The 18,626-nt window shown below is 51.0% G+C and carries 19 protein-coding genes; 18 read left to right on the top strand and 1 reads right to left on the bottom strand.

The genetic code is table 11. The annotated features are described in order from the left end of the window. Positions 1-93 precede the first annotated feature (93 nt). From ruvC to ACSV5M_RS11615, 10 genes are all read left to right on the top strand, one after another. On the top strand, positions 94-612 hold the full coding sequence (gene ruvC, locus ACSV5M_RS11660; protein WP_439176379.1) for a crossover junction endodeoxyribonuclease RuvC: 519 nt from the start codon (positions 94-96) through the stop codon (positions 610-612). 45 nt (positions 613-657) lie between these two features. Next, entirely contained in the window at positions 658-1,275 is a 618-nt protein-coding gene (ruvA, locus tag ACSV5M_RS11655) for a Holliday junction branch migration protein RuvA (RefSeq protein WP_439176377.1), read from the top strand. Between the two features lie 19 nt (positions 1,276-1,294). Further along, a complete protein-coding gene (gene ruvB / locus ACSV5M_RS11650) occupies positions 1,295-2,320 on the top strand; it encodes a Holliday junction branch migration DNA helicase RuvB (protein ID WP_439176376.1) in 1,026 nt (341 codons plus the stop codon). Positions 2,321-2,355: 35 nt separating this feature from the next. After that, positions 2,356-2,766, top strand: a complete 411-nt coding sequence (ybgC, locus tag ACSV5M_RS11645) for a tol-pal system-associated acyl-CoA thioesterase (RefSeq protein WP_439176374.1) — start codon at positions 2,356-2,358, stop codon at positions 2,764-2,766. A 15-nt stretch (positions 2,767-2,781) separates the two neighbouring features. Continuing rightward, positions 2,782-3,477, top strand: a complete 696-nt coding sequence (gene tolQ / locus ACSV5M_RS11640) for a protein TolQ (RefSeq protein WP_439176372.1) — start codon at positions 2,782-2,784, stop codon at positions 3,475-3,477. A gap of 29 nt (positions 3,478-3,506) precedes the next feature. Next, positions 3,507-3,935, top strand: coding sequence for a protein TolR (gene tolR, locus ACSV5M_RS11635; protein ID WP_439176371.1), 429 nt, complete (start codon positions 3,507-3,509; stop codon positions 3,933-3,935). A gap of 6 nt (positions 3,936-3,941) precedes the next feature. Continuing rightward, positions 3,942-4,772, top strand: a complete 831-nt coding sequence (gene tolA, locus ACSV5M_RS11630; RefSeq protein WP_439176369.1) for a cell envelope integrity protein TolA — start codon at positions 3,942-3,944, stop codon at positions 4,770-4,772. Between the two features lie 26 nt (positions 4,773-4,798). Continuing rightward, a complete protein-coding gene (tolB, locus tag ACSV5M_RS11625) occupies positions 4,799-6,052 on the top strand; it encodes a Tol-Pal system beta propeller repeat protein TolB (protein ID WP_439176550.1) in 1,254 nt (417 codons plus the stop codon). Positions 6,053-6,096: 44 nt separating this feature from the next. Continuing rightward, positions 6,097-6,573, top strand: coding sequence for a peptidoglycan-associated lipoprotein Pal (gene pal / locus ACSV5M_RS11620; RefSeq protein ID WP_439176368.1), 477 nt, complete (start codon positions 6,097-6,099; stop codon positions 6,571-6,573). 79 nt (positions 6,574-6,652) lie between these two features. Next, positions 6,653-7,348, top strand: a complete 696-nt coding sequence (locus ACSV5M_RS11615; RefSeq protein ID WP_439176367.1) for a YbgF trimerization domain-containing protein — start codon at positions 6,653-6,655, stop codon at positions 7,346-7,348. A 583-nt stretch (positions 7,349-7,931) separates the two neighbouring features. On the opposite strand, the gene trxB is transcribed toward ACSV5M_RS11615, so the two are convergent. Then, positions 7,932-8,879, bottom strand: a complete 948-nt coding sequence (trxB, locus tag ACSV5M_RS11610) for a thioredoxin-disulfide reductase (RefSeq protein ID WP_439176366.1) — start codon at positions 8,877-8,879, stop codon at positions 7,932-7,934. Positions 8,880-9,136: 257 nt separating this feature from the next. On the opposite strand from trxB, the gene ACSV5M_RS11605 reads away from it, so the two are divergent. The 8 genes from ACSV5M_RS11605 (at position 9,137) to gorA (ending at position 18,535) form a co-directional block, all read left to right on the top strand. Next, positions 9,137-11,494, top strand: coding sequence for a DNA translocase FtsK (locus tag ACSV5M_RS11605; protein ID WP_439176364.1), 2,358 nt, complete (start codon positions 9,137-9,139; stop codon positions 11,492-11,494). Between the two features lie 18 nt (positions 11,495-11,512). Then, complete coding sequence (gene lolA / locus ACSV5M_RS11600) at positions 11,513-12,136, top strand: outer membrane lipoprotein chaperone LolA (protein ID WP_439176362.1); 624 nt, start codon at positions 11,513-11,515, stop codon at positions 12,134-12,136. Next, positions 12,136-13,479, top strand: coding sequence for a replication-associated recombination protein A (locus ACSV5M_RS11595; protein WP_439176360.1), 1,344 nt, complete (start codon positions 12,136-12,138; stop codon positions 13,477-13,479). Before lolA ends, ACSV5M_RS11595 begins: the two co-directional genes overlap by 1 nt. Positions 13,480-13,504: 25 nt before the next feature. Then, complete coding sequence (crcB, locus tag ACSV5M_RS11590; RefSeq protein WP_439176359.1) at positions 13,505-13,879, top strand: fluoride efflux transporter CrcB; 375 nt, start codon at positions 13,505-13,507, stop codon at positions 13,877-13,879. Between the two features lie 39 nt (positions 13,880-13,918). After that, on the top strand, positions 13,919-15,199 hold the full coding sequence (gene serS, locus ACSV5M_RS11585) for a serine--tRNA ligase (protein ID WP_439176358.1): 1,281 nt from the start codon (positions 13,919-13,921) through the stop codon (positions 15,197-15,199). A gap of 1 nt (position 15,200) precedes the next feature. Beyond that, a complete protein-coding gene (cysG, locus tag ACSV5M_RS11580; protein ID WP_439176357.1) occupies positions 15,201-16,607 on the top strand; it encodes a siroheme synthase CysG in 1,407 nt (468 codons plus the stop codon). Between the two features lie 179 nt (positions 16,608-16,786). Next, on the top strand, positions 16,787-17,026 hold the full coding sequence (locus ACSV5M_RS11575) for a hypothetical protein (protein ID WP_439176356.1): 240 nt from the start codon (positions 16,787-16,789) through the stop codon (positions 17,024-17,026). Positions 17,027-17,167: 141 nt separating this feature from the next. After that, the gene (gene gorA / locus ACSV5M_RS11570) at positions 17,168-18,535 is read left to right on the top strand and encodes a glutathione-disulfide reductase (RefSeq protein ID WP_439176355.1); all 1,368 of its coding nucleotides are present in this window, start codon (positions 17,168-17,170) and stop codon (positions 18,533-18,535) included. Positions 18,536-18,626 lie beyond the last annotated feature (91 nt).

Below are 18,626 nucleotides of genomic sequence, written 5' to 3'. Positions count from 1 at the left end.
TGGCGTTAGCCAGCTTGCCGCCGCTCTTGCGCTTGCGACAGGCGCCACTCCATGTGACACTTCCTCCACCTTTTATTATGCGCATTCATCCTTATGGCTCTGATCTTGGGTATCGACCCTGGCTCCCGCAAAACCGGCTTCGGCATTATCAATGCTGTGGGGCGGAAGACGGAGTATGTCACCAGCGGCGTGATTCGCGTGCCGGAACTTGAACTTCCCGAGCGCCTCAAGATCATCTTCGACTCAGTTACCCAGATCATTCAGCAATACTGCCCTCAGGAAATGGCGATTGAGCAGGTGTTTATGGCCAAGAATGCCAGCTCGGCACTCAAATTGGGGCAAGCGCGCGGCGCGGCGATTGTGGCGGCGGTAGCCTTAGCGTTACCGGTCTCTGAATATGAAGCGCGCAAGGTCAAGCAATCGGTGGTGGGGCATGGCGCGGCGGATAAAACCCAGGTGCAGCATATGGTGAAGACCTTGTTGCAGTTACCGGCGGAGCCCCAGGAGGATGCGGCGGATGCGCTGGCAGTAGCGCTGTGTCACGCCAATACGCAACAACATTTGATTAAACTGGCTGGCTCCAGCAGTTTCCGCCGGGGCAGGGTGGTTTAAACGGTCCATGAACAACGGTATACGGAACAACATAGAGCAGGTTTTATGATAGGACGTTTACGCGGTACAGTCGTAGAAAAACAGCCGCCATATTTATTGCTGGACGTGAATGGTGTCGGCTATGAATTGCAGGCCCCGATGACGACGTTTTATCGTTTGCCGGCAGTGGGTGCGGAGGCGGTGTTGCACACGCATCTGTCCATTACGGAAAACCTGCATCAATTATTTGCGTTTATCGATCAGCGGGATCGCGCATTGTTTCGAACGCTGATCAAGGTGAACGGTGTCGGTCCCAAACTAGCGATTGCGATTTTATCCGGTATGGAAGCGGATGATATTGCGCGCTGCGTGCGCGAGCACAATGTGACAGCCTTGACTAAATTGCCAGGCATCGGCAAGAAAACTGCTGAACGTTTGGTTATTGAATTGCAGGATCGGTTGAAAACCTGGGATCTGCCTCACGCAGAACATCTGCCCGATAATCAGCCGTTGGCCCATCTGAATACCAATGATGTGCTGGCTGAAGCCGAAAGCGCATTGATTGCGCTGGGCTACAAACCCGTGGATGCGGCGAAGATGATTGCGGCTGCGGCAAAACAACAGGCCGATGCGAGCAGCCAGGAACTTATTCGTTTGGCCTTGCGCAGCATAGCGCCGGCCTGAACCTGATGACGAGAGACTTATGATTGAAACAGATCGTCTGATTGCTCCCACTGCCAGGGATCGCGAAGATCAGCTGGATCGCGCGGTGCGTCCTCGCAGCCTGGCGGACTATGTCGGTCAGCCGGTGGTGCGCGAACAGATGGAGATCTTTATCGGTGCAGCAAAAAAACGCAGTGAAGCCCTGGATCACACACTGGTTTTTGGTCCGCCCGGCCTCGGTAAAACCACGCTGGCTAATATCATCGCCAATGAAATGGGGGTTTCGTTAAAAAGTACCTCCGGACCTGTGCTGGAAAAAGCCGGAGACCTTGCGGCGTTGATGACCAATCTTGAGCCCGGCGATGTGTTGTTTATCGACGAGATTCATCGGTTGAGTCCCGTGGTGGAAGAAATTCTGTATCCCGCCATGGAAGATTTTCAGCTGGATATTATGATCGGCGAAGGGCCAGCCGCGCGTTCCATTAAATTGGACCTTCCCCAATTCACCTTGGTCGGTGCGACCACTCGCGCCGGTTTGCTCACTTCTCCCCTGCGTGATCGGTTCGGTATTGTGCAGCGCCTGGAGTTTTATAACGTGGCAGATCTCACTCACATTGTCGCACGCTCTGCCGCTTTGTTAGGGGTAAGTATGGAGCCTCAAGGGGCGGCTGAGATTGCCAAACGCTCACGGGGTACGCCGCGTATTGCCAATCGCTTGCTGCGCCGGGTGCGTGATTTTGCCGAGATGAAAGGTAACGGGACCATTACCGCCGAAATGGCCGACGGTGCACTCAATATGTTGAACGTTGATGAACGTGGGTTTGATCATATGGATCGCCGCTTACTGCTGGCAATGATGAATAACTTTGACGGCGGGCCGGTAGGGGTTGAAAGTCTCTCGGCGGCCATCAGTGAAGATCGCGGCACAATAGAAGACGTGATCGAACCTTATTTGATCCAGCAAGGCTTTATGGCGCGTACACCGCGCGGTCGTGTCCTGACGGCAAATGCCTATTTGCATTTCGGCATGGCCATGCCCAAACGCTTGCAAGATGATACGGAATAATCGGCGCGACCATTTACGATCACGGAATTTCATTGATGACTGCTTTCAGCTTACCTATCCGTGTATATATAGAAGATACAGATGCGGGTGGTATTGTTTACTACGTCAACTATTTAAAGTTCATGGAGCGCTCCCGTACAGAATTTTTGCGTAGCCTAGGGTATGATAAGCCCGCCATTTTGGACGGGCGTCTTTTGCTTGTCGTTCACACTGCACAAGTCACATACCGTCGCCCGGCGCGCCTGGATGACCAACTGGAGGTAACGACCGACGTGGTCAAAATTGCGCGTACTTACGTGGAGTTTCAACAGAACATTTTGCGCGGGAACGAATTATTGTGTGAGGGTCTAATCCGCATCGCTTGTGTCAGTAGCGAAACTATGAAACCCAATCCGATCCCCGCCACCATGTTTGAATGCATCAAGTCGCATATCATTACCAACTAAGAGCTACAGAGTGTTATGTCAGAAGCTGAAAATACCTTATCGATCTGGAGTTTAATTGCCGAAGCCAGTTTTGTTGTGCAACTGGTGATGTTGATCCTCTTCCTTGCCTCCATGGTTTCCTGGGTGATGATTTTTCAGCGCGGCATGTACCAGCGCAAAGCCCACAACGCCTTCCTTGCATTTGAAAAGCAATTCTGGTCCGGTATCGACCTCAATCAATTATTTCGCCAGAGCAATGGCCGCAACGACACCGATGGTGTCGAAAATATTTTTCGGGCAGGCTTTAAAGAATTTACCCGTTTGCGTCAGCAAACCGGCGCCGATCCTGATGCAGTGATGGAGGGGTCACAGCGAGCCATGCGCGTAGCACTTGCGCGTGAAGAGGAAAAGCTGGAGGCTGGCTTACCCTTTCTGGCCAGCGTAGCTTCGGTCAGCCCCTATATCGGCTTGTTCGGTACTGTGTGGGGAATCATGAATTCATTTCGCGGCCTGGCAAATGTGCACCAGACAACCCTGGCCACCGTTGCGCCCGGTATTTCGGAAGCCCTGGTTGCTACCGCCATCGGTTTGTTTGCCGCGATTCCGGCCGTGTTGGCTTACAACCGCTACTCAACACGCGCAGAAGCTTTGATGGGCAATTACCAGACCTTCGCAGAAGAGTTTTCTGCAATTCTGCATCGTCAGGTACACAGCAAACAGGTTTCCTCCTGAGTTAATCCAAATATCCAGGGTTAAATGATATGTCCGGATTTGGTCCGAAAGTTAAAAAGAAGCCGATGGCTGAGATCAACGTGGTGCCCTACATCGACGTGATGTTAGTGCTTTTGATCGTGTTTATGGTTGCCGCACCGATGTTGACGCAGGGTGTGCAGGTTGACTTGCCCCAGGCAGCGTCAGAGCCAATAGATAACAAAGATGAAGAGCCGGTAACGGTGTCTGTTAAAAAAGATGGAAGCTACTACATCACTCTGGGGGGCGATGCAGAGCAGGCGCGTCCTTTGGCGGAAATCAAAGACATGGTGAGCAAGGTACTGCGTCAGAGTCCCAAGACCCTTATTCTGGTGCAAGGTGATCACAGTGTTGATTATGGCGTGGTCGTATCCTTGATGAGTGAATTGCAAAGTGCCGGGGCACCTTCAGTCGGTTTGGTCACTGAGCCTCCCCGTTAGGTATTTATGAAGCTCGACAAATTCTTTACAGTACCGGTATTGCTCAGTGTAACGTTGCATACAGCGTTATTGATCTTTGTTGCCGGTAACTGGATACAAAGTAAACCGGAAGAAACGGTATACAAACCCCATTACGTGAAAGCCACCTTGGTCGACATGACCCCCAAAGCCGTCGCTGCTCCCCAGCAGCCGAAACCTCAGGTGCTTGAGGCGCAAAAAAAACAGGAACAGGAACGTAAACGCCAGGATGAGCAGGAGCGCCAGCAGGCTGAAGCAAAACGAATCCAGCAGAAAAAAGATCAGGAAGCCAAAGCCAAGGCTGAAGAGGCGCGCCTGCAAAAAGTAAAAGCCGAGCAAGCCAAACAGGCAGAGGCCAAGGCCAAAGCTGAACAGCAACGTAAAAAGGAAGAGGAAGAAAAGAAACGTCAGGCGGAAGCTGAACGCAAAAAGCGTGAGCAACAACAACGTGAAGCCATGGAGCGGCTCGACGCAGCCTTACAAAAGGAGGAGCAGTTCCTCAGTGAACGTAGTGACGATGCCAATGTCCAGAGTTACGAAGCGCTCATACAGGAGCGGATTATCCAGAACTGGAGCCGTCCTCCCTCTGCCCGAAATGGCATGCAAGCGATTCTGGAAATCAACATGGTCCCCACCGGCCAGGTGGTCAATGTACGGGTGATCAAAAGCAGTGGCGATGTCGCATTTGATCGCTCTGCAGAACAGGCAGTGAAGCGTGTTGATCGCTTTACCGAAATCATGGGTATGCCCTCAGATTTATTTGAGCGTAACTTTCGAGTATTCCGATTATTATTCCAGCCAGAGGATTTACGTCAGTGAAACGTTATTTGCTGTTTTTTGTGCTTATGATCTCAGGCATGGCACAAGCCCAGTTAACAATACAGATTTCCCGTGGAGCGGATAATCCGACCCGCATTGCGGTGGTCCCTATGGCCACGCAAGGGTTAGCGTTGTCTGAAGATATCAGTGAGATCATCAGTAAAGACCTGGAATTCACCGGACAGTTTGCCGCAATCCCGCGCACCGATATGTTGTCTTTCCCACGTAACGAAGCAGAAGTACATTACCGGGATTGGAGCGTGCTCAAGGCAGAATATTTATTAGTAGGTTCTATTGAGCAACGCGCTGGTCGTTACTACGCCAGCTACCAGTTGTTTGATGTATTGGGGCAGCGCAAAGTGCTGCCTAAATTATCCGTTGACGGTACGGAAGCTCAATTGCGTGACCTGGCGCACCACATCAGTGACAAGGTTTATGAAACTATTACCGGTATTCGTGGCATATTTTCCACCAAGCTGATTTACGTGGAAGCTTTTCAGCAAAGGGGTACGACAGATAAATATCGTTTGATGTTGTCGGATGTTGACGGGGCGCGTTCACGGTTATTGCTTGAATCCCGTGAGCCAATCATGTCGCCGATGTGGTCTCCGGATGGGCGTCGAGTTGCATATGTTTCTTTCGAGTCGGATCGGCCTGCGGTTTATATTCAGGAAATTGCGACGGGCAAAAGAGAGCAACTGACAAATTTTAAAGGACTAAATGGTGCACCTGCCTGGTCGCCGGATGGGCAGCGCCTGGCATTGGTTTTGTCGAAGGATGGCAATCCGGAAATTTACACATTAAATATAATTACTCGACAACTGTCGCGCATGACAAATCATTTTGGAATTGATACAGAGCCTGCATGGACAACAGACGGTACTGGCATTATTTTCACCTCCAACCGCGGAGGAAAGCCACAAATATACCAAGTAAATGTTGCAACTTTGCAGGTGGAGCGTGTAACCTTTGACGGCGAGCAAAACACTCGTGGTCGCGTCTCTCCTGATGGTAAAAGCTTGGTTATGGTTCATCAACGCGGTGGTATATATCACCTCGCTGCACAAGACCTGAAGACCGGAAATTTACGCATTTTGACAGAGGCAGATTTAGACGAGTCGCCTACTATAGCTCCGAACGGCGCTATGCTGATGTATGCGACTCGCTTTGGTGGTAAGGGTATACTGGCGGCGGTTTCCTTGGATGCCAGAACCAGAGTTCGTCTACCATCAAAACAAGGTGATGTGCGGGAACCCGCATGGTCGCCATTTTTTAATTAAACCTCAGTACTGCTAGTTCACCACTTGATTGGAGTTACACACACATGATCACTAAATCACTAAAACAAGGTTTAACCTTCGCTGTTATTATGTCTTTCCTGGTTGGTTGCTCCAGCAGCAGCACTCAGGATGACCAAACCACCACTACCGCTCCTGTAGTGAACGAAAATATTAACGACCGCGTTGAAGAGCAAGCACCGCTGGAAACCATCGTGTACTTCGACTTCGACCAAGCTACTCTCAAGCCTGAAACCCGTGCACTGTTGTTGGCTCATGCTGACCGTCTGAAATCTTCTGGCGCTGCTACCCGTCTGGAAGGTCACGCTGACGAGCGCGGTTCTCGCGAGTACAACATTGCTCTGGGTGAGCGTCGTGCAAACGCCGTGCGTGACTTCCTGGTACTGCAAGGTGTAAGCGCTTCTTCTTTGGAAGTTGTAAGCTATGGTGAAGAGCGTCCGCTGGCTACCGGTAGCGACGAGTCTTCTTATGCTCAAAACCGTCGTGTAGAACTGAAGTATTAATCAAGAGTCAGCAACCCGTATGTTGAGATTCCTGTTAGCGGCTGTTCTGTTCATCGCAGTCCCTGCATCCCAGGCGCAAGTGCGGGTTGTCGAGTCCTCACCCCAGAGAACACCTTCTGGGGTGGCTCAACCGATTGAATCGGTAAATGCTCAAACGAATGCATATTTTGAACTCCAATCACTCAAGGAAGAAGTTTCTCTGCTACGAGGTTTGGTAGAGGAACAGGCTCACGAGATCTCTCGTTTGAAACAGCAGCAAATGGATAACTACATGGATCTGGACAAGCGCCTGACAGCGTTATCTGGTCGCAGTGGAAACCCGGCTTCTGTTGATGCCCCTCTTTTACCGCCGTCACCCGTTGAAAACGCAGGTGGCGGTGTTTCTCCTCCGAATTCCAATAGTGCGCTCGGTGAAGCCGAGGTCTATGCTGCTGCTTATAATCTGTTGAAGCAGCGTCAGATTGATGCTGCCATTGCGGCCTTTAAAGATCATCTCACTCGTTTCCCCAATGGTGCCTATGCCGGTAACAGTTATTATTGGTTGGGAGAAATCTACCTGTTGAAGAACGAATTGCCTGATTCGCGCGATTGGTTCTCCCAATTACTCGAAAAATTTCCCAATGATCGCAAGGTACCTGATGCGAAATTCAAATTAGGTAAGGTATATCATTTACTGGGAGAAAATGATCGGGCGAGGAAGTTGCTTGAAGATGTGGCCGCCGGTAGTGGTGACTCAGCCCGTTTAGCCCGGCAATATATGCAGGAAAATTTTTAGCAGTAGGTTGGGGTTGGTTTAAAACCTACTTTTCTATTTTAAAATAGTCTGCGCAAAAAAGAGTGGGGCTAACCTTGCGGTTAGCCCCATAGCTTTCCAGCTCCTCTCCGGGTTTTACTCTAAATCACCAGATGATCCGGTTTTTAAAGCTCAGCGTCCTGCTGATTAACCCTGCTGTTCCACTCTTGTGCCTTGATCTTCCGTGGTCTATATCCTTATGCGGCACGCATTCCTTCGTATTTCCTTAGATAGAGTGGGGCGCTTCCTTTGACCTTTCTTGGCCTGGGTACATCAATGTGTACTTCCTTGTTAAAAGCTATTCTCCAGAAAAGAGGGTGTCGCAGATAGTCGAGAAAATCGCTATTTTTTGTAGGAAATTGACTACAAGATGGCGCGGATATCGGGATCTATGCCGACGTAATTGCCCTCGTCTCAGAGTAAAATGCAATAGAAATCAGTCTATTAGAAAACACGACCAGGCAGCGGAACCGAGAGGCCCTGCGTGCGAAAGCGCACGGTGGAGAGAAATAAAAAAAGAGGAAGATCAGGGTCGCCTTTGAAAGCGACCCTGGAGGGAGGGGTATTAGAGGTTGTCCAGATACTTCTCTGCGTCCAGAGCGGCCATACAGCCTGCCCCCGCAGACGTAATAGCCTGGCGGTAGACATGATCTGCAACATCGCCTGCGGCGAATACGCCAGGGATGTTGGTAGCCGTGGCATTACCGTGCAAACCGCTGTTCACTTTGATGTAGCCATCTTTCATGTCGAGCTGGCCGGCAAAGATGTCAGTATTGGGCTTGTGACCAATTGCGATAAATACACCGGCAACATCAATCTCCTGAGTGCTACCATCTTGCGTGCTCTTCAGGCGCAGGCCCGTAACGCCACTGTCTTCACCGAGAACTTCTTCCAATGTATGGTTCCAGATAATGCGTACATTCCCGTTGGCGGCTTTGGCCATCAGCTTATCCTGCAGGATTTTCTCCGACTTTAACTTATCCCGGCGGTGAATCAGGGTTACTTCGCTGGCAATGTTAGACAAATACAAGGCTTCTTCCACAGCGGTATTGCCGCCCCCGACCACGGCAACTTTTTGGCCGCGATAAAAGAATCCATCACAGGTCGCACAGGCGCTTACACCTTTGCCCATAAAAGCTTCTTCTGATGGGAGTCCCAGGTACTGGGCTGAAGCACCAGTAGCAATGATCAGCGCATCACAGGTGTAGGTGTTGGTGCCGAGTAGTTTGAACGGGCGCTCTGTCAACACAGTCTCATGGATGTGATCAAAGATGATCTGTGTATCAAAACGTTCGGCGTGCTCTTGCATCTGGACCATCAGGTCTGGGCCCTGTAGATCGTGCGGGCCACCGGGCCAGTTTTCCACCTCGGTGGTGGTGGTCAGCTGACCGCCTTGCTGCATCCCCGTAATAACAACCGGCTTCAGGTTGGCACGAGCGGCATAAATGGCCGCCGTATATCCGGCAGGGCCTGAACCAAGAATAATCAGTTGATGGTGCTGTACGTCACTCATGATAGTTATCCTTAAAGCGTGATAAATAAACGATAGATAGGGTATGAATTTGGTGGCCATGATAAGTGAATACCACGGGGGGAGCAAAATTGTCTGGTTCAATACAAGGTATTGGCAATGGCTATAGAGAGCTGTCAGGCTAACAGTTATCTTTTATATTGTATGAATGTTGGATGCTTCTCTTTATATGGTGGTAAAAACCTCGTTAATTATTACAATAGGGCGCGAATTATTGTCCATTACTCGGGAATGTGCTTTTGAAATCAAATACTTCCAGTCGTAAAACTGCTCCTGCGGCACCTGAATCCGGGGTTTTCCTGCGGATTGTGAAAGAAGGTGCCTTGATCGGTTTTGTGGCCATTTGTCTGTTTCTGCTGTTGGCGATGTTCACCTATGACCCGGGTGATCCGGGCTGGTCGCGTACAGGTGCCAATGCCCGCATACAGAATGCCGGCGGCCCATTCGGCGCCTGGATTGCTGACGTGTTCTTTTCCCTATTTGGTTATCTGGCCTATTTGTTTCCACTCATGCTGGCCTACCGTGCCTGGATCGTGTTCCGGGATCGAGCCCATCAAACTACGCCAGATTGGATCTTGATCGGCCTGCGTTTGGTGGGTTTTATCCTGGTAATGGTTGCCGGTACCGGTCTGGCTGCTATGAATTACGGCAGCGAAATATCGGATCTTCCTTATTCACATGGCGGGCTATTGGGCGCTTCTGTATCGGTAGCAGTGGACGGCGCCTTCAGCTACACCGGCGGCACGTTATTGTTGATTGCGGTATTTTTGTTTGGCATGACTATCTTTACCGATCTGTCATGGTTGGCGCTGATGGATGAAATCGGCCGTATCACCTTGTTGCTGATCAGTAAGATGCAGGAAAAATGGCTGCATTTCCAGCGGCAGCGCCACGAGAAAAAACTGGCAAGTGAAGCGCAACAACACCGACGTGAAGTGGTCGCGCAGCATGCCAAGGTAGAGGCCAAGCGCATTCCGCCGGTCATCACCGAACCACCCAAAAAGCCGACACCAAGCCCCCGCATCCAGAAAGAAAAGCAGGCATCTTTGTTTGAAACATTGGATACGAGCGTGGTGGGTGAATTACCGGCGCTCAATCTGCTCGACCCTGCGGATAAACGCAGTGATAAAGGCTTCTCAAAAGAATCTCTGGAAGCCATGTCCAAACTGCTGGAGTTGAAACTTAAAGATTTCGGTATCGATATCGAAGTTGTTTCGGTGCAACCCGGCCCGGTCGTGACGCGTTTCGAAATCCAGCCTGCGCCGGGTATCAAAGCCAGTCGTATTTCCGGATTGGCAAAGGATCTGGCCCGATCATTGGCGGTGGTCAGTGTGCGGGTAGTCGAAGTGATTCCCGGCAAATCTGTCATGGGTATTGAGATTCCTAACGAGCACCGAGAGATAGTGCGCTTGAGTGAAGTCATTGCATCAGAGGCTTACGAAAACGCCCGTTCCCCACTCACGATGGCATTGGGGCACGATATTTCCGGCGAGCCGGTCATTGCCGATCTGGCGCGGATGCCGCATTTATTGGTTGCAGGTACCACGGGTTCCGGTAAGTCGGTCGGGGTCAACGTGATGTTGTTGAGCTTGCTCTATAAATCGACCCCCAAAGAAGTCAGGTTGATTCTGGTCGACCCAAAGATGCTGGAGTTGTCTGTGTATGAAGGCATTCCGCATTTGTTGACGCCGGTCATCACCGATATGAAAGACGCGGCTAACGGCTTGCGTTGGTGTGTGGGTGAGATGGAGCGGCGCTACAAGTTAATGGCAGCGTTAGGCGTACGCAATCTGGCGGGTTTTAATCGCAAAATTGATGATGCAAATAAAGCCGGTACACCGATTGCTGATCCTCTGTTTAAGCCGGAAGAAAACTTTGAAGCGGGAGAGGCGGAAGCAACAGCTCCTAATCTGGAAACCTTGCCGATGATCGTTGTCGTGATCGATGAATTCGCCGATATGATGATGATTGTCGACAAGAAAAAAGTCGAGCAACTGATCGCGCGTATTGCGCAGAAAGCGAGGGCCGCCGGCATTCATTTAATCCTGGCGACCCAACGGCCTTCGGTAGATATCATCACTGGTCTTATCAAGGCTAACGTTCCGACGCGTATGGCTTTTCAGGTCTCGTCCAAGATAGACTCGCGCACCATTCTTGATCAAGGCGGTGCGGAACAATTGCTGGGCCATGGCGATATGCTTTATCTCCCCCCCGGAACCAGCATTCCCATGCGGGTGCACGGCGCTTTTGTGGACGACCACGAAGTGCACAAAGTGGTGGGGGATTGGAAAAAACGCGGTCAGCCAAATTATATTGATGGCATTACCGATGACAGTAATAACAGCATTCCTGTCCCTGGTATCAGCGGTGGCGACGAAGATGGCGGTGAGAACGGCGAGGGTGATGCGCTGTACGATGAGGCGGTTGCTTTTGTTATCGAATCGCGCAAAGCCTCCATTTCCTCCGTGCAGCGTAAATTGCGTATCGGCTACAACCGTGCCGCGCGCTTGATTGAAACAATGGAAGCGGCCGGTGTCGTATCTTCTGCGGGACATAATGGTAACCGCGAAGTCCTGGTGCCCGGCGGCAATCGTTAATTACTTCCTGGAATGACTATGTTAATCAGAATATTGTTGTTATGCAGCGTACTTGTCGGTGCTGCAGCGTTTGCGGAACAGGATCAAAGTGCAGCGCAATTGCGCAAGCATCTGGATGCGATGACTACTTTGGAAGGCAAATTCAGCCAAAGCCTGTTCGATGAAAAAGGTGAGAAACTGGAAGAAAGCCAGGGCAGTTTTGCTTTGCAGCGCCCAGGGAAATTCTATTGGAAGACGGAAGCACCGTTTCCGCAATTATTGGTGTCAAACAACAAAACCATCTGGCTCTACGATCCGGATCTGGAAACTGTGAACGAACGTCCTTTTACAGATGATCTGCAACAAACTCCCGCGCTGCTGTTGAGCGAAGACGTCGATAAATTACGCAAGAATTTTACCGTTACCTATAAAGCGGGCGATAAAAATACGCATCGCTATACCTTGGTACCCAAGGTTACCGATGGATTATTTCAACAGCTGATTCTGGTCTTTGCGGGTAATGAACTGAAGGAATTCCATATTCAGGACAGTCTGGGTCAGCTGTCGCAATTCACCTTAAGTCAAGTCAAACGCAATCAATCGATAGATTCATCACTGTTTGAATTCACTCCTCCACCGGGCGTGGAAATACTGAGAAATTAATGAGCCGCGATCTGTTTGGCGCACCTCCGGTATACCAACCGCTTGCTGCACGTATGCGGCCGCGCAATCTTGATGATTATATCGGCCAGGAACATTTGCTCGGTCCGGGTAAGCCTTTGCGTGAAGCTGTTGTACGCGGTCAGTTGCATTCGATGATTCTCTGGGGGCCACCGGGTGTAGGTAAAACTTCTCTCGCTAAATTATTTGCCGAGCAGGCTCATGCCCGCTTTGAAACCTTGTCGGCGGTACTGGCCGGCGTCAAGGAAATCCGGGCTGCTGTCGCTATCGCGGAGCAGGAGCGTGCCGGTAGCGGGCGCAAGACCATCCTGTTTGTTGATGAAGTTCATCGCTTTAATAAATCCCAGCAGGACGCTTTCTTGCCTTATGTTGAAGACGGAACCCTGATCTTTATTGGCGCGACTACTGAAAATCCATCCTTTGAATTAAACAATGCGCTCTTGTCCCGCTGCCGCGTGTATGTGTTGCGCGGCCTTGGGCAAGAACAATTGCGTCACGTGCTGCAGCAAGCATTGCAGGATAGTGAACGCGGGTTAGGCAACCAACACATCCACATCGATGATGAAACCCTGAATACCCTCGCATTGGCGGCGGATGGTGATGCACGTAAAGCACTTAATTTGCTTGAGATAGCGGCAGACCTTGCCGATGATCAACAGGGTGTAAAAACCATCAATCGCGATGTGTTGGCGGAAGTGCTGGCGAGTGACGTACGGCGTTTTGATAAAGGTGGCGATTTATTTTACGGACAGATTTCTGCTTTACATAAAGCGGTGCGCGGCTCGTCGCCGGATGGTGCACTTTATTGGTTGGCGCGCATGTTGGATGGTGGATGCGACCCGCTGTATATCGCCCGGCGGGTGGTGCGCATGGCGACCGAAGATATCGGCAATGCGGATCCGCGTGCATTACCCCTGGCGTTAAGTGCCTGGGATACCCAGGAACGTTTAGGCAGCCCGGAAGGGGAGTTGGCTATTGCACAGGCTGTGGTTTATCTTGCGGCAGCGCCTAAAAGTAATGCTGTGTATAATGCGTTCAAATTGGCGAAGGCGGATGTGCAACAGTTACCTGCTTACGATGTGCCCGTGCATCTGCGCAACGCGCCGACCAAGCTGATGAAATCCATGGATTACGGTGCTGAATACCGCTACGCCCACGACGAACCGGGAGCCTATGCGGCGGGTGAAAATTATTTACCGGAAGCGATTGCGGATCGCCGTTACTATCAACCGGTGGATCGCGGCCTGGAGTTGAAGATCCAGGAAAAACTCGCCCACTTCCGCGCGCTGGATGCCAAAAGCCCGACGCAGCGTTATAAAAAATAAACACTTGTCTAACGGAAACAGTTTCATGCAATGGTTAGCTGTCGCAGTGGGGGGAGCATTGGGTGCTATGGCGCGCTACGGCGTCGTGAGTTATCTTGCGCCGCTCACCGGCCACCGTTTTCCTTTGGGCACTCTCTGTGTCAATATCTCCGGCTCCTTTTTAATCGGCGTGTGTTACGTGGTGCTTGATGAAAAGCTTGCAGCGTCACCCGAGTGGCGTTTATTGACCATGACGGGTTTTCTCGGCGCATTCACCACCTTTTCCACGTTTTCCCTGGATGCTTTGGCGCTGTGGGAAAACGGCCTGCCAATGACCGCAGTGACCTATGTGTTGGCTACCGTGATTGGTTGCCTGATGGCGGTCACTGCCTCGGTGTTATTGACGCAGCGTTTACTGTAACCGTGTAAATTCCTATCAACCTTTACGTAATTAGCAGCCATGTTAGATTCAAAATTAATTCGCACCAATCCTGAAGCCGTTGCCGCCGCGCTTGCCAAGCGTGGCTATGTCCTCGACATCGAGCGTATTAAAGCGCTGGAGGAAGAGCGCAAAGCCATCCAGACCAAAACAGAAATGTTGCAGCAGGAACGCAATACCCGCTCCAAAAATATCGGTAAGGCCAAGGCCGCTGGTGAAGATATCGCACCCTTGATGCAAGCTGTTGAGCAATTGAAGCAGGAGCTGACGAGCGCCGAAGCGGAGCTGGTTAAGGTGCAGGATTCGCTGGAGGAATTCCTGCGCGGCGTACCCAATATGCCGGCTGACGAAGTACCGGAAGGTAAAAGTGACGAAGATAATGTGGAGCTTCGTCGTTGGGGAACACCGCGGGCGTTTGATTTTCCGGTACTCGATCATGTTGACCTGGGTGAAAAACTCGGCGGTCTGGATTTTGACACAGCCAGCAAAATTACCGGTTCACGTTTTGCCGTTTTGCGTGGTGGTATCGCGCGTTTGCATCGCGCCTTGGCTCAGTTCATGTTGGACACGCATATCAATGAACACGGTTATGAAGAAGTTAATGTGCCGTTTATTGTCAATGCCGATTCACTTTTCGGTACCGGGCAGTTGCCCAAATTTGAAGAAGACCTGTTCAAGCTGACTGACGAACGCGGTTTTTATCTGATTCCGACCGCAGAAGTTCCGGTTACTAATATCCTGCGCGATGAGCTGTTGGAAAGTGCAGCGCAGTTGCCGCTAAGACTGGTTTGCCATTCACCCTGTTTCCGCAGCGAAGCTGGCAGTTACGGACGCGACACACGCGGCATGATTCGCCAGCATCAATTTGAAAAAGTGGAACTGGTGCAATTCGTTCGCCCTGAAGAATCTGACGCGGCTCTGGAGTCTTTGGTTGGACACGCGGAAACCATCTTGCAGAAATTAGGTTTGCCCCATCGCACCGTTATTCTGTGCGGTGGCGATATCGGTTTTTCTGCGGCGAAAACATACGACATTGAAGTGTGGGTGCCCTCGCAGAATAAATACCGTGAAATTTCTTCATGCAGCAACTTCCGCGATTTCCAGGCGCGTCGCATGAAGGCCCGCTATCGTCACCCGGAGACAGGTAAGCCAGAGTTCCTGCACACGTTAAATGGTTCCGGCCTGGCTATCGGTCGCACATTGTTAGCAGTACTGGAAAATTATCAGCAGGCAGACGGCAGCGTGGTAGTGCCAGACGTGCTGCGCGCTTATATGGGTGGGGCAGACGTATTGCGCCCGTGATATGGATTACTTTCCTGTCTTTCTTGATCTGAAAAAACGCCGCTGCCTCCTCGTAGGCGGCGGCGATGTTGCCACCCGCAAAGGGCGGCTCCTGGTAAAAGCAGGTGCGATATTGCGTGTAGTCGCACCTCAGATATCGACCGAGTTGCGCGAGTTAGTACAGCAATGTCAGGGTGAGATGCACTTGCGCGAATATCACGGAAGCGATGTTGATGATTGCGTTCTTGCCATCGCGGCGACAGATATCGATTCACTCAATCAGGTCATCTCCCAGGATGCCAAGGCAAAATACATTCCCGTCAATGTTGTCGATAGCCCCGCCTTGTGTACCTACATCACCCCGGCCATTATTGATCGCTCACCTCTGGTGATTGCGATTTCCAGCGGTGGCGAATCACCGGTACTGGCGCGCCTGATTCGCGCCAAACTGGAAACCCTGATTCCCTCCAGTTACGGCAAACTCGCACAATTTGCGAGTCGCTGGCGCGAGCGAATAAAGCATCGTTTTGCTGACACGGATCAACGCCGTCGTTTTTGGGAAAAAATATTGCAAGGCCCGGCAGCTGAATTAGTTTTTAACGGACAGGATGCTCAGGCAGACACGCTATTGTCTGATGCTATTCATCAAGAGGATGACAGCCTGACCCGGGGTGAAGTTTATTTGGTTGGCGGCGGTCCGGGTGACCCGGAATTGTTAACACTGCGGGCATTGCGTTTAATGCAGCAAGCAGATGTGGTGCTTTACGACCGTTTGGTTTCGGACGGCGTGATGGAATTGGTGCGCCGTGACGCCGAGCGAATTTACGTCGGTAAGCGTCGCAGTGAACACGCCATGGAGCAGGAAAATATCAATCAACTTTTAGTTGATCTGGCGCTGCAAGGTAAGCGTGTGTTGCGTCTGAAAGGGGGTGATCCTTTTATCTTTGGGCGCGGCGGTGAAGAAATTGAATTACTGGCTCAACACCATATTCCCTTTCAGGTGGTGCCGGGTATTACTGCCGCGTCCGGTTGTGCTGCCTATGCCGGTATTCCCTTAACCCATCGCGATTATGCGCAATCTGTGCGGTTTGTTACCGGTCATCTGCAAGATGACAGCACCAATTTGCAATGGCCGGAATTGGCCGAGCCCGGTCAGACCCTGGTGTTTTATATGGGCCTTGTGGGACTGGCAGAAATCTGTGCGGCATTGATTGCTCATGGTCGTGCACCGGACACACCCGTGGCCTTGGTAGAAAAAGGAACAACACGGGATCAGCGGGTGCTGATCGCCGATCTGGCCACTATGGCCCAGACGGTGGCTGACAATAATGTGCACGGTCCCACCTTATTGATCATTGGTGAAGTGGTCAAACTGCACGCCTCCCTGCAATGGTTTTCCCCCGCGCAAAACCCTGTTGATTCTGATTGAACCATCCGCCATGCCGACCTTTCCAAAGAAAAGCGGCATTGGCAGCTTATAACCAGGTCGGGGAAAATCCCGTCGTTTGGAATGAGATAAGCATCACAAGATCTAAATAACGCCATTAAGTTGGCGGCGTTAAGGCCGATAGCCTGATTACCAATACAGACAATCCTGAAGGTGATGTCATGGTTTATCTGGGTCCTATCAATACACTGAGCTTGACTGCCAAAACTAAGGCGGTAAAAGGCTATTCGGCGGAACAGGATATGCCGGTCAATAAACCGGTGGACAGCACGGTGCGTGTGGCGCCGACGGTGGATCGTCGCAAAGCCCATGATCGGCGTCGTGAACAACGTGATACGCTGGTGGAAACCCGGGTCGGCGGTGACCGCCGCAAACGTCCGAGAATTGATGTAAACGTTTAATCCCTCCCTCGCTGTTTTTGCCCCTCCGCAGGCACTTTGCCTGCGATGCCTGTCTAAATTTCCATTACCTGATATCCATAGCCTTGGCATTATTGATGTGCCTGAGATGTGTTGTGAGAAAGAGTCGTGAAGGAGAAGACTATGTCAGCCTATACATTTGATTTGTTTGTCATTGGTGCAGGTTCAGGTGGTGTGCGTGCCAGTCGCACGGCCGCGCAACTCGGAGCGAGGGTGGCGATTGCGGAAGAAAGTTATTTGGGGGGAACGTGTGTCAATGTGGGTTGTGTGCCAAAAAAATTACTCGTGTATAGCGCACATTATCGCGACACCCTGCACTTGGCGTCCGGGTTTGGTTGGAACATCAGGCAGGCGCATTTTGATTGGGCGACCTTGCGTGAAAATAAAAATACTGAGATTACTCGCCTGAACCAGGTTTATCACCGTTTGCTAACCGGCGCGGGGGTAACGTTATTAGAGGGACGCGCGCGTATTGTGAATCCGCATTGTGTACAAGTGGGCGAACAGGTTTACACCACAGAGCGCATCCTGATTGCTACCGGCGGATATCCTGTCGTGCCGGAATTTCCCGGCAGTGAACATGTTATTACCTCAAACGAGGCTTTTTTTCTTGATCAATTGCCAGAGAAAATTCTGCTTGTGGGCGGTGGTTATATCGGCGTGGAATTCGCAGGTATCTTTAACGGTTTAGGTGTAGAAACGCATTTATGTCATCGCGGCGATGCGTTGTTAAAAGGTTTTGATCAGGATATCCGCCATTTGCTTGGTGAGGAATTGACAAAAAAAGGTGTTAACCTGCATTTCAATACGGATATTACCCGCATCGAAAAAGTAGACGAAAATCGCTTTACTGCCCATGCAAAAGATGGTCGTGAATGGTGCGTTAATAAAATCATGTTTGCGACCGGCCGCCGCCCCAATATCGCGGATCTCGGGTTGGAAAACACCGCCATCCAACCGAATAAAAATGGCACCATCGCTGTGGACAAACATTATCAAACAGTAGAGCCCTCCATCTATGCGGTGGGGGATGTGGTCGGACATCTGGCGTTGACGCCGATTGCGCTTGCCGAAGGCATGCTTCTCGCACGCCACCTTTTTGATAAGCCGCAACAACCACTTAATTACCACGGCATTCCCACAGCGGTCTTTTCGCAACCACCGGTCGCCAGTGTCGGGTTGAGTGAAACCGACGCACGGGAAACCTATGCCGCTGTTGATGTTTATCAATCACACTTTAAACCCATGGCTTTTTCACTATCCGATACAGATGAACGTACGTTTATCAAACTCCTGGTAGATCGCCATACTGACAAGGTGATTGGTTGCCATATGTTGGGGCCTGATGCGGCAGAAATAATGCAAGGCTTGGCTGTAGCACTCACCGCAGGCGCGACCAAACAGGATTTCGATCACACCATTGGTATTCATCCAACCCTGGCGGAAGAGTTTGTGACCCTGCGAGAGCGTCACACGGCCAATCCAGGTTGATGTGTTGAAAACGGTGACAGCTACAATTGTGGTGATCGAATACTTATTGAAAATACTGCAAGCAATTGTGTTTTTTAAACAGGCTTTTACG

The sequence above is a fragment of the Cellvibrio sp. ARAG 10.3 genome (assembly GCF_051846955.1).
Lineage (GTDB): Bacteria > Pseudomonadota > Gammaproteobacteria > Pseudomonadales > Cellvibrionaceae > Cellvibrio.
This window is presented reverse-complemented; position numbering and strand designations above follow the sequence as displayed.

What these genes read in the sequence shown, in the direction of transcription:
- serS (WP_439176358.1), top strand. Translation starts at nt 13,919, where the DNA reads ATGTTAGATTCAAAATTAATTCGCACCAATCCTGAAGCCGTTGCCGCC.
- ruvC (WP_439176379.1), top strand. Translation starts at nt 94, where the DNA reads ATGGCTCTGATCTTGGGTATCGACCCTGGCTCCCGCAAAACCGGCTTC.
- trxB (WP_439176366.1), bottom strand. Translation starts at nt 8,879, where the DNA reads ATGAGTGACGTACAGCACCATCAACTGATTATTCTTGGTTCAGGCCCT.
- pal (WP_439176368.1), top strand. Translation starts at nt 6,097, where the DNA reads ATGATCACTAAATCACTAAAACAAGGTTTAACCTTCGCTGTTATTATG.
- ACSV5M_RS11595 (WP_439176360.1), top strand. Translation starts at nt 12,136, where the DNA reads ATGAGCCGCGATCTGTTTGGCGCACCTCCGGTATACCAACCGCTTGCT.
- crcB (WP_439176359.1), top strand. Translation starts at nt 13,505, where the DNA reads ATGCAATGGTTAGCTGTCGCAGTGGGGGGAGCATTGGGTGCTATGGCG.
- tolA (WP_439176369.1), top strand. Translation starts at nt 3,942, where the DNA reads ATGAAGCTCGACAAATTCTTTACAGTACCGGTATTGCTCAGTGTAACG.
- tolB (WP_439176550.1), top strand. Translation starts at nt 4,799, where the DNA reads ATGATCTCAGGCATGGCACAAGCCCAGTTAACAATACAGATTTCCCGT.
- ACSV5M_RS11575 (WP_439176356.1), top strand. Translation starts at nt 16,787, where the DNA reads ATGGTTTATCTGGGTCCTATCAATACACTGAGCTTGACTGCCAAAACT.
- ruvA (WP_439176377.1), top strand. Translation starts at nt 658, where the DNA reads ATGATAGGACGTTTACGCGGTACAGTCGTAGAAAAACAGCCGCCATAT.
- lolA (WP_439176362.1), top strand. Translation starts at nt 11,513, where the DNA reads ATGTTAATCAGAATATTGTTGTTATGCAGCGTACTTGTCGGTGCTGCA.
- ruvB (WP_439176376.1), top strand. Translation starts at nt 1,295, where the DNA reads ATGATTGAAACAGATCGTCTGATTGCTCCCACTGCCAGGGATCGCGAA.
- tolR (WP_439176371.1), top strand. Translation starts at nt 3,507, where the DNA reads ATGTCCGGATTTGGTCCGAAAGTTAAAAAGAAGCCGATGGCTGAGATC.
- tolQ (WP_439176372.1), top strand. Translation starts at nt 2,782, where the DNA reads ATGTCAGAAGCTGAAAATACCTTATCGATCTGGAGTTTAATTGCCGAA.
- gorA (WP_439176355.1), top strand. Translation starts at nt 17,168, where the DNA reads ATGTCAGCCTATACATTTGATTTGTTTGTCATTGGTGCAGGTTCAGGT.
- ybgC (WP_439176374.1), top strand. Translation starts at nt 2,356, where the DNA reads ATGACTGCTTTCAGCTTACCTATCCGTGTATATATAGAAGATACAGAT.
- cysG (WP_439176357.1), top strand. Translation starts at nt 15,201, where the DNA reads ATGGATTACTTTCCTGTCTTTCTTGATCTGAAAAAACGCCGCTGCCTC.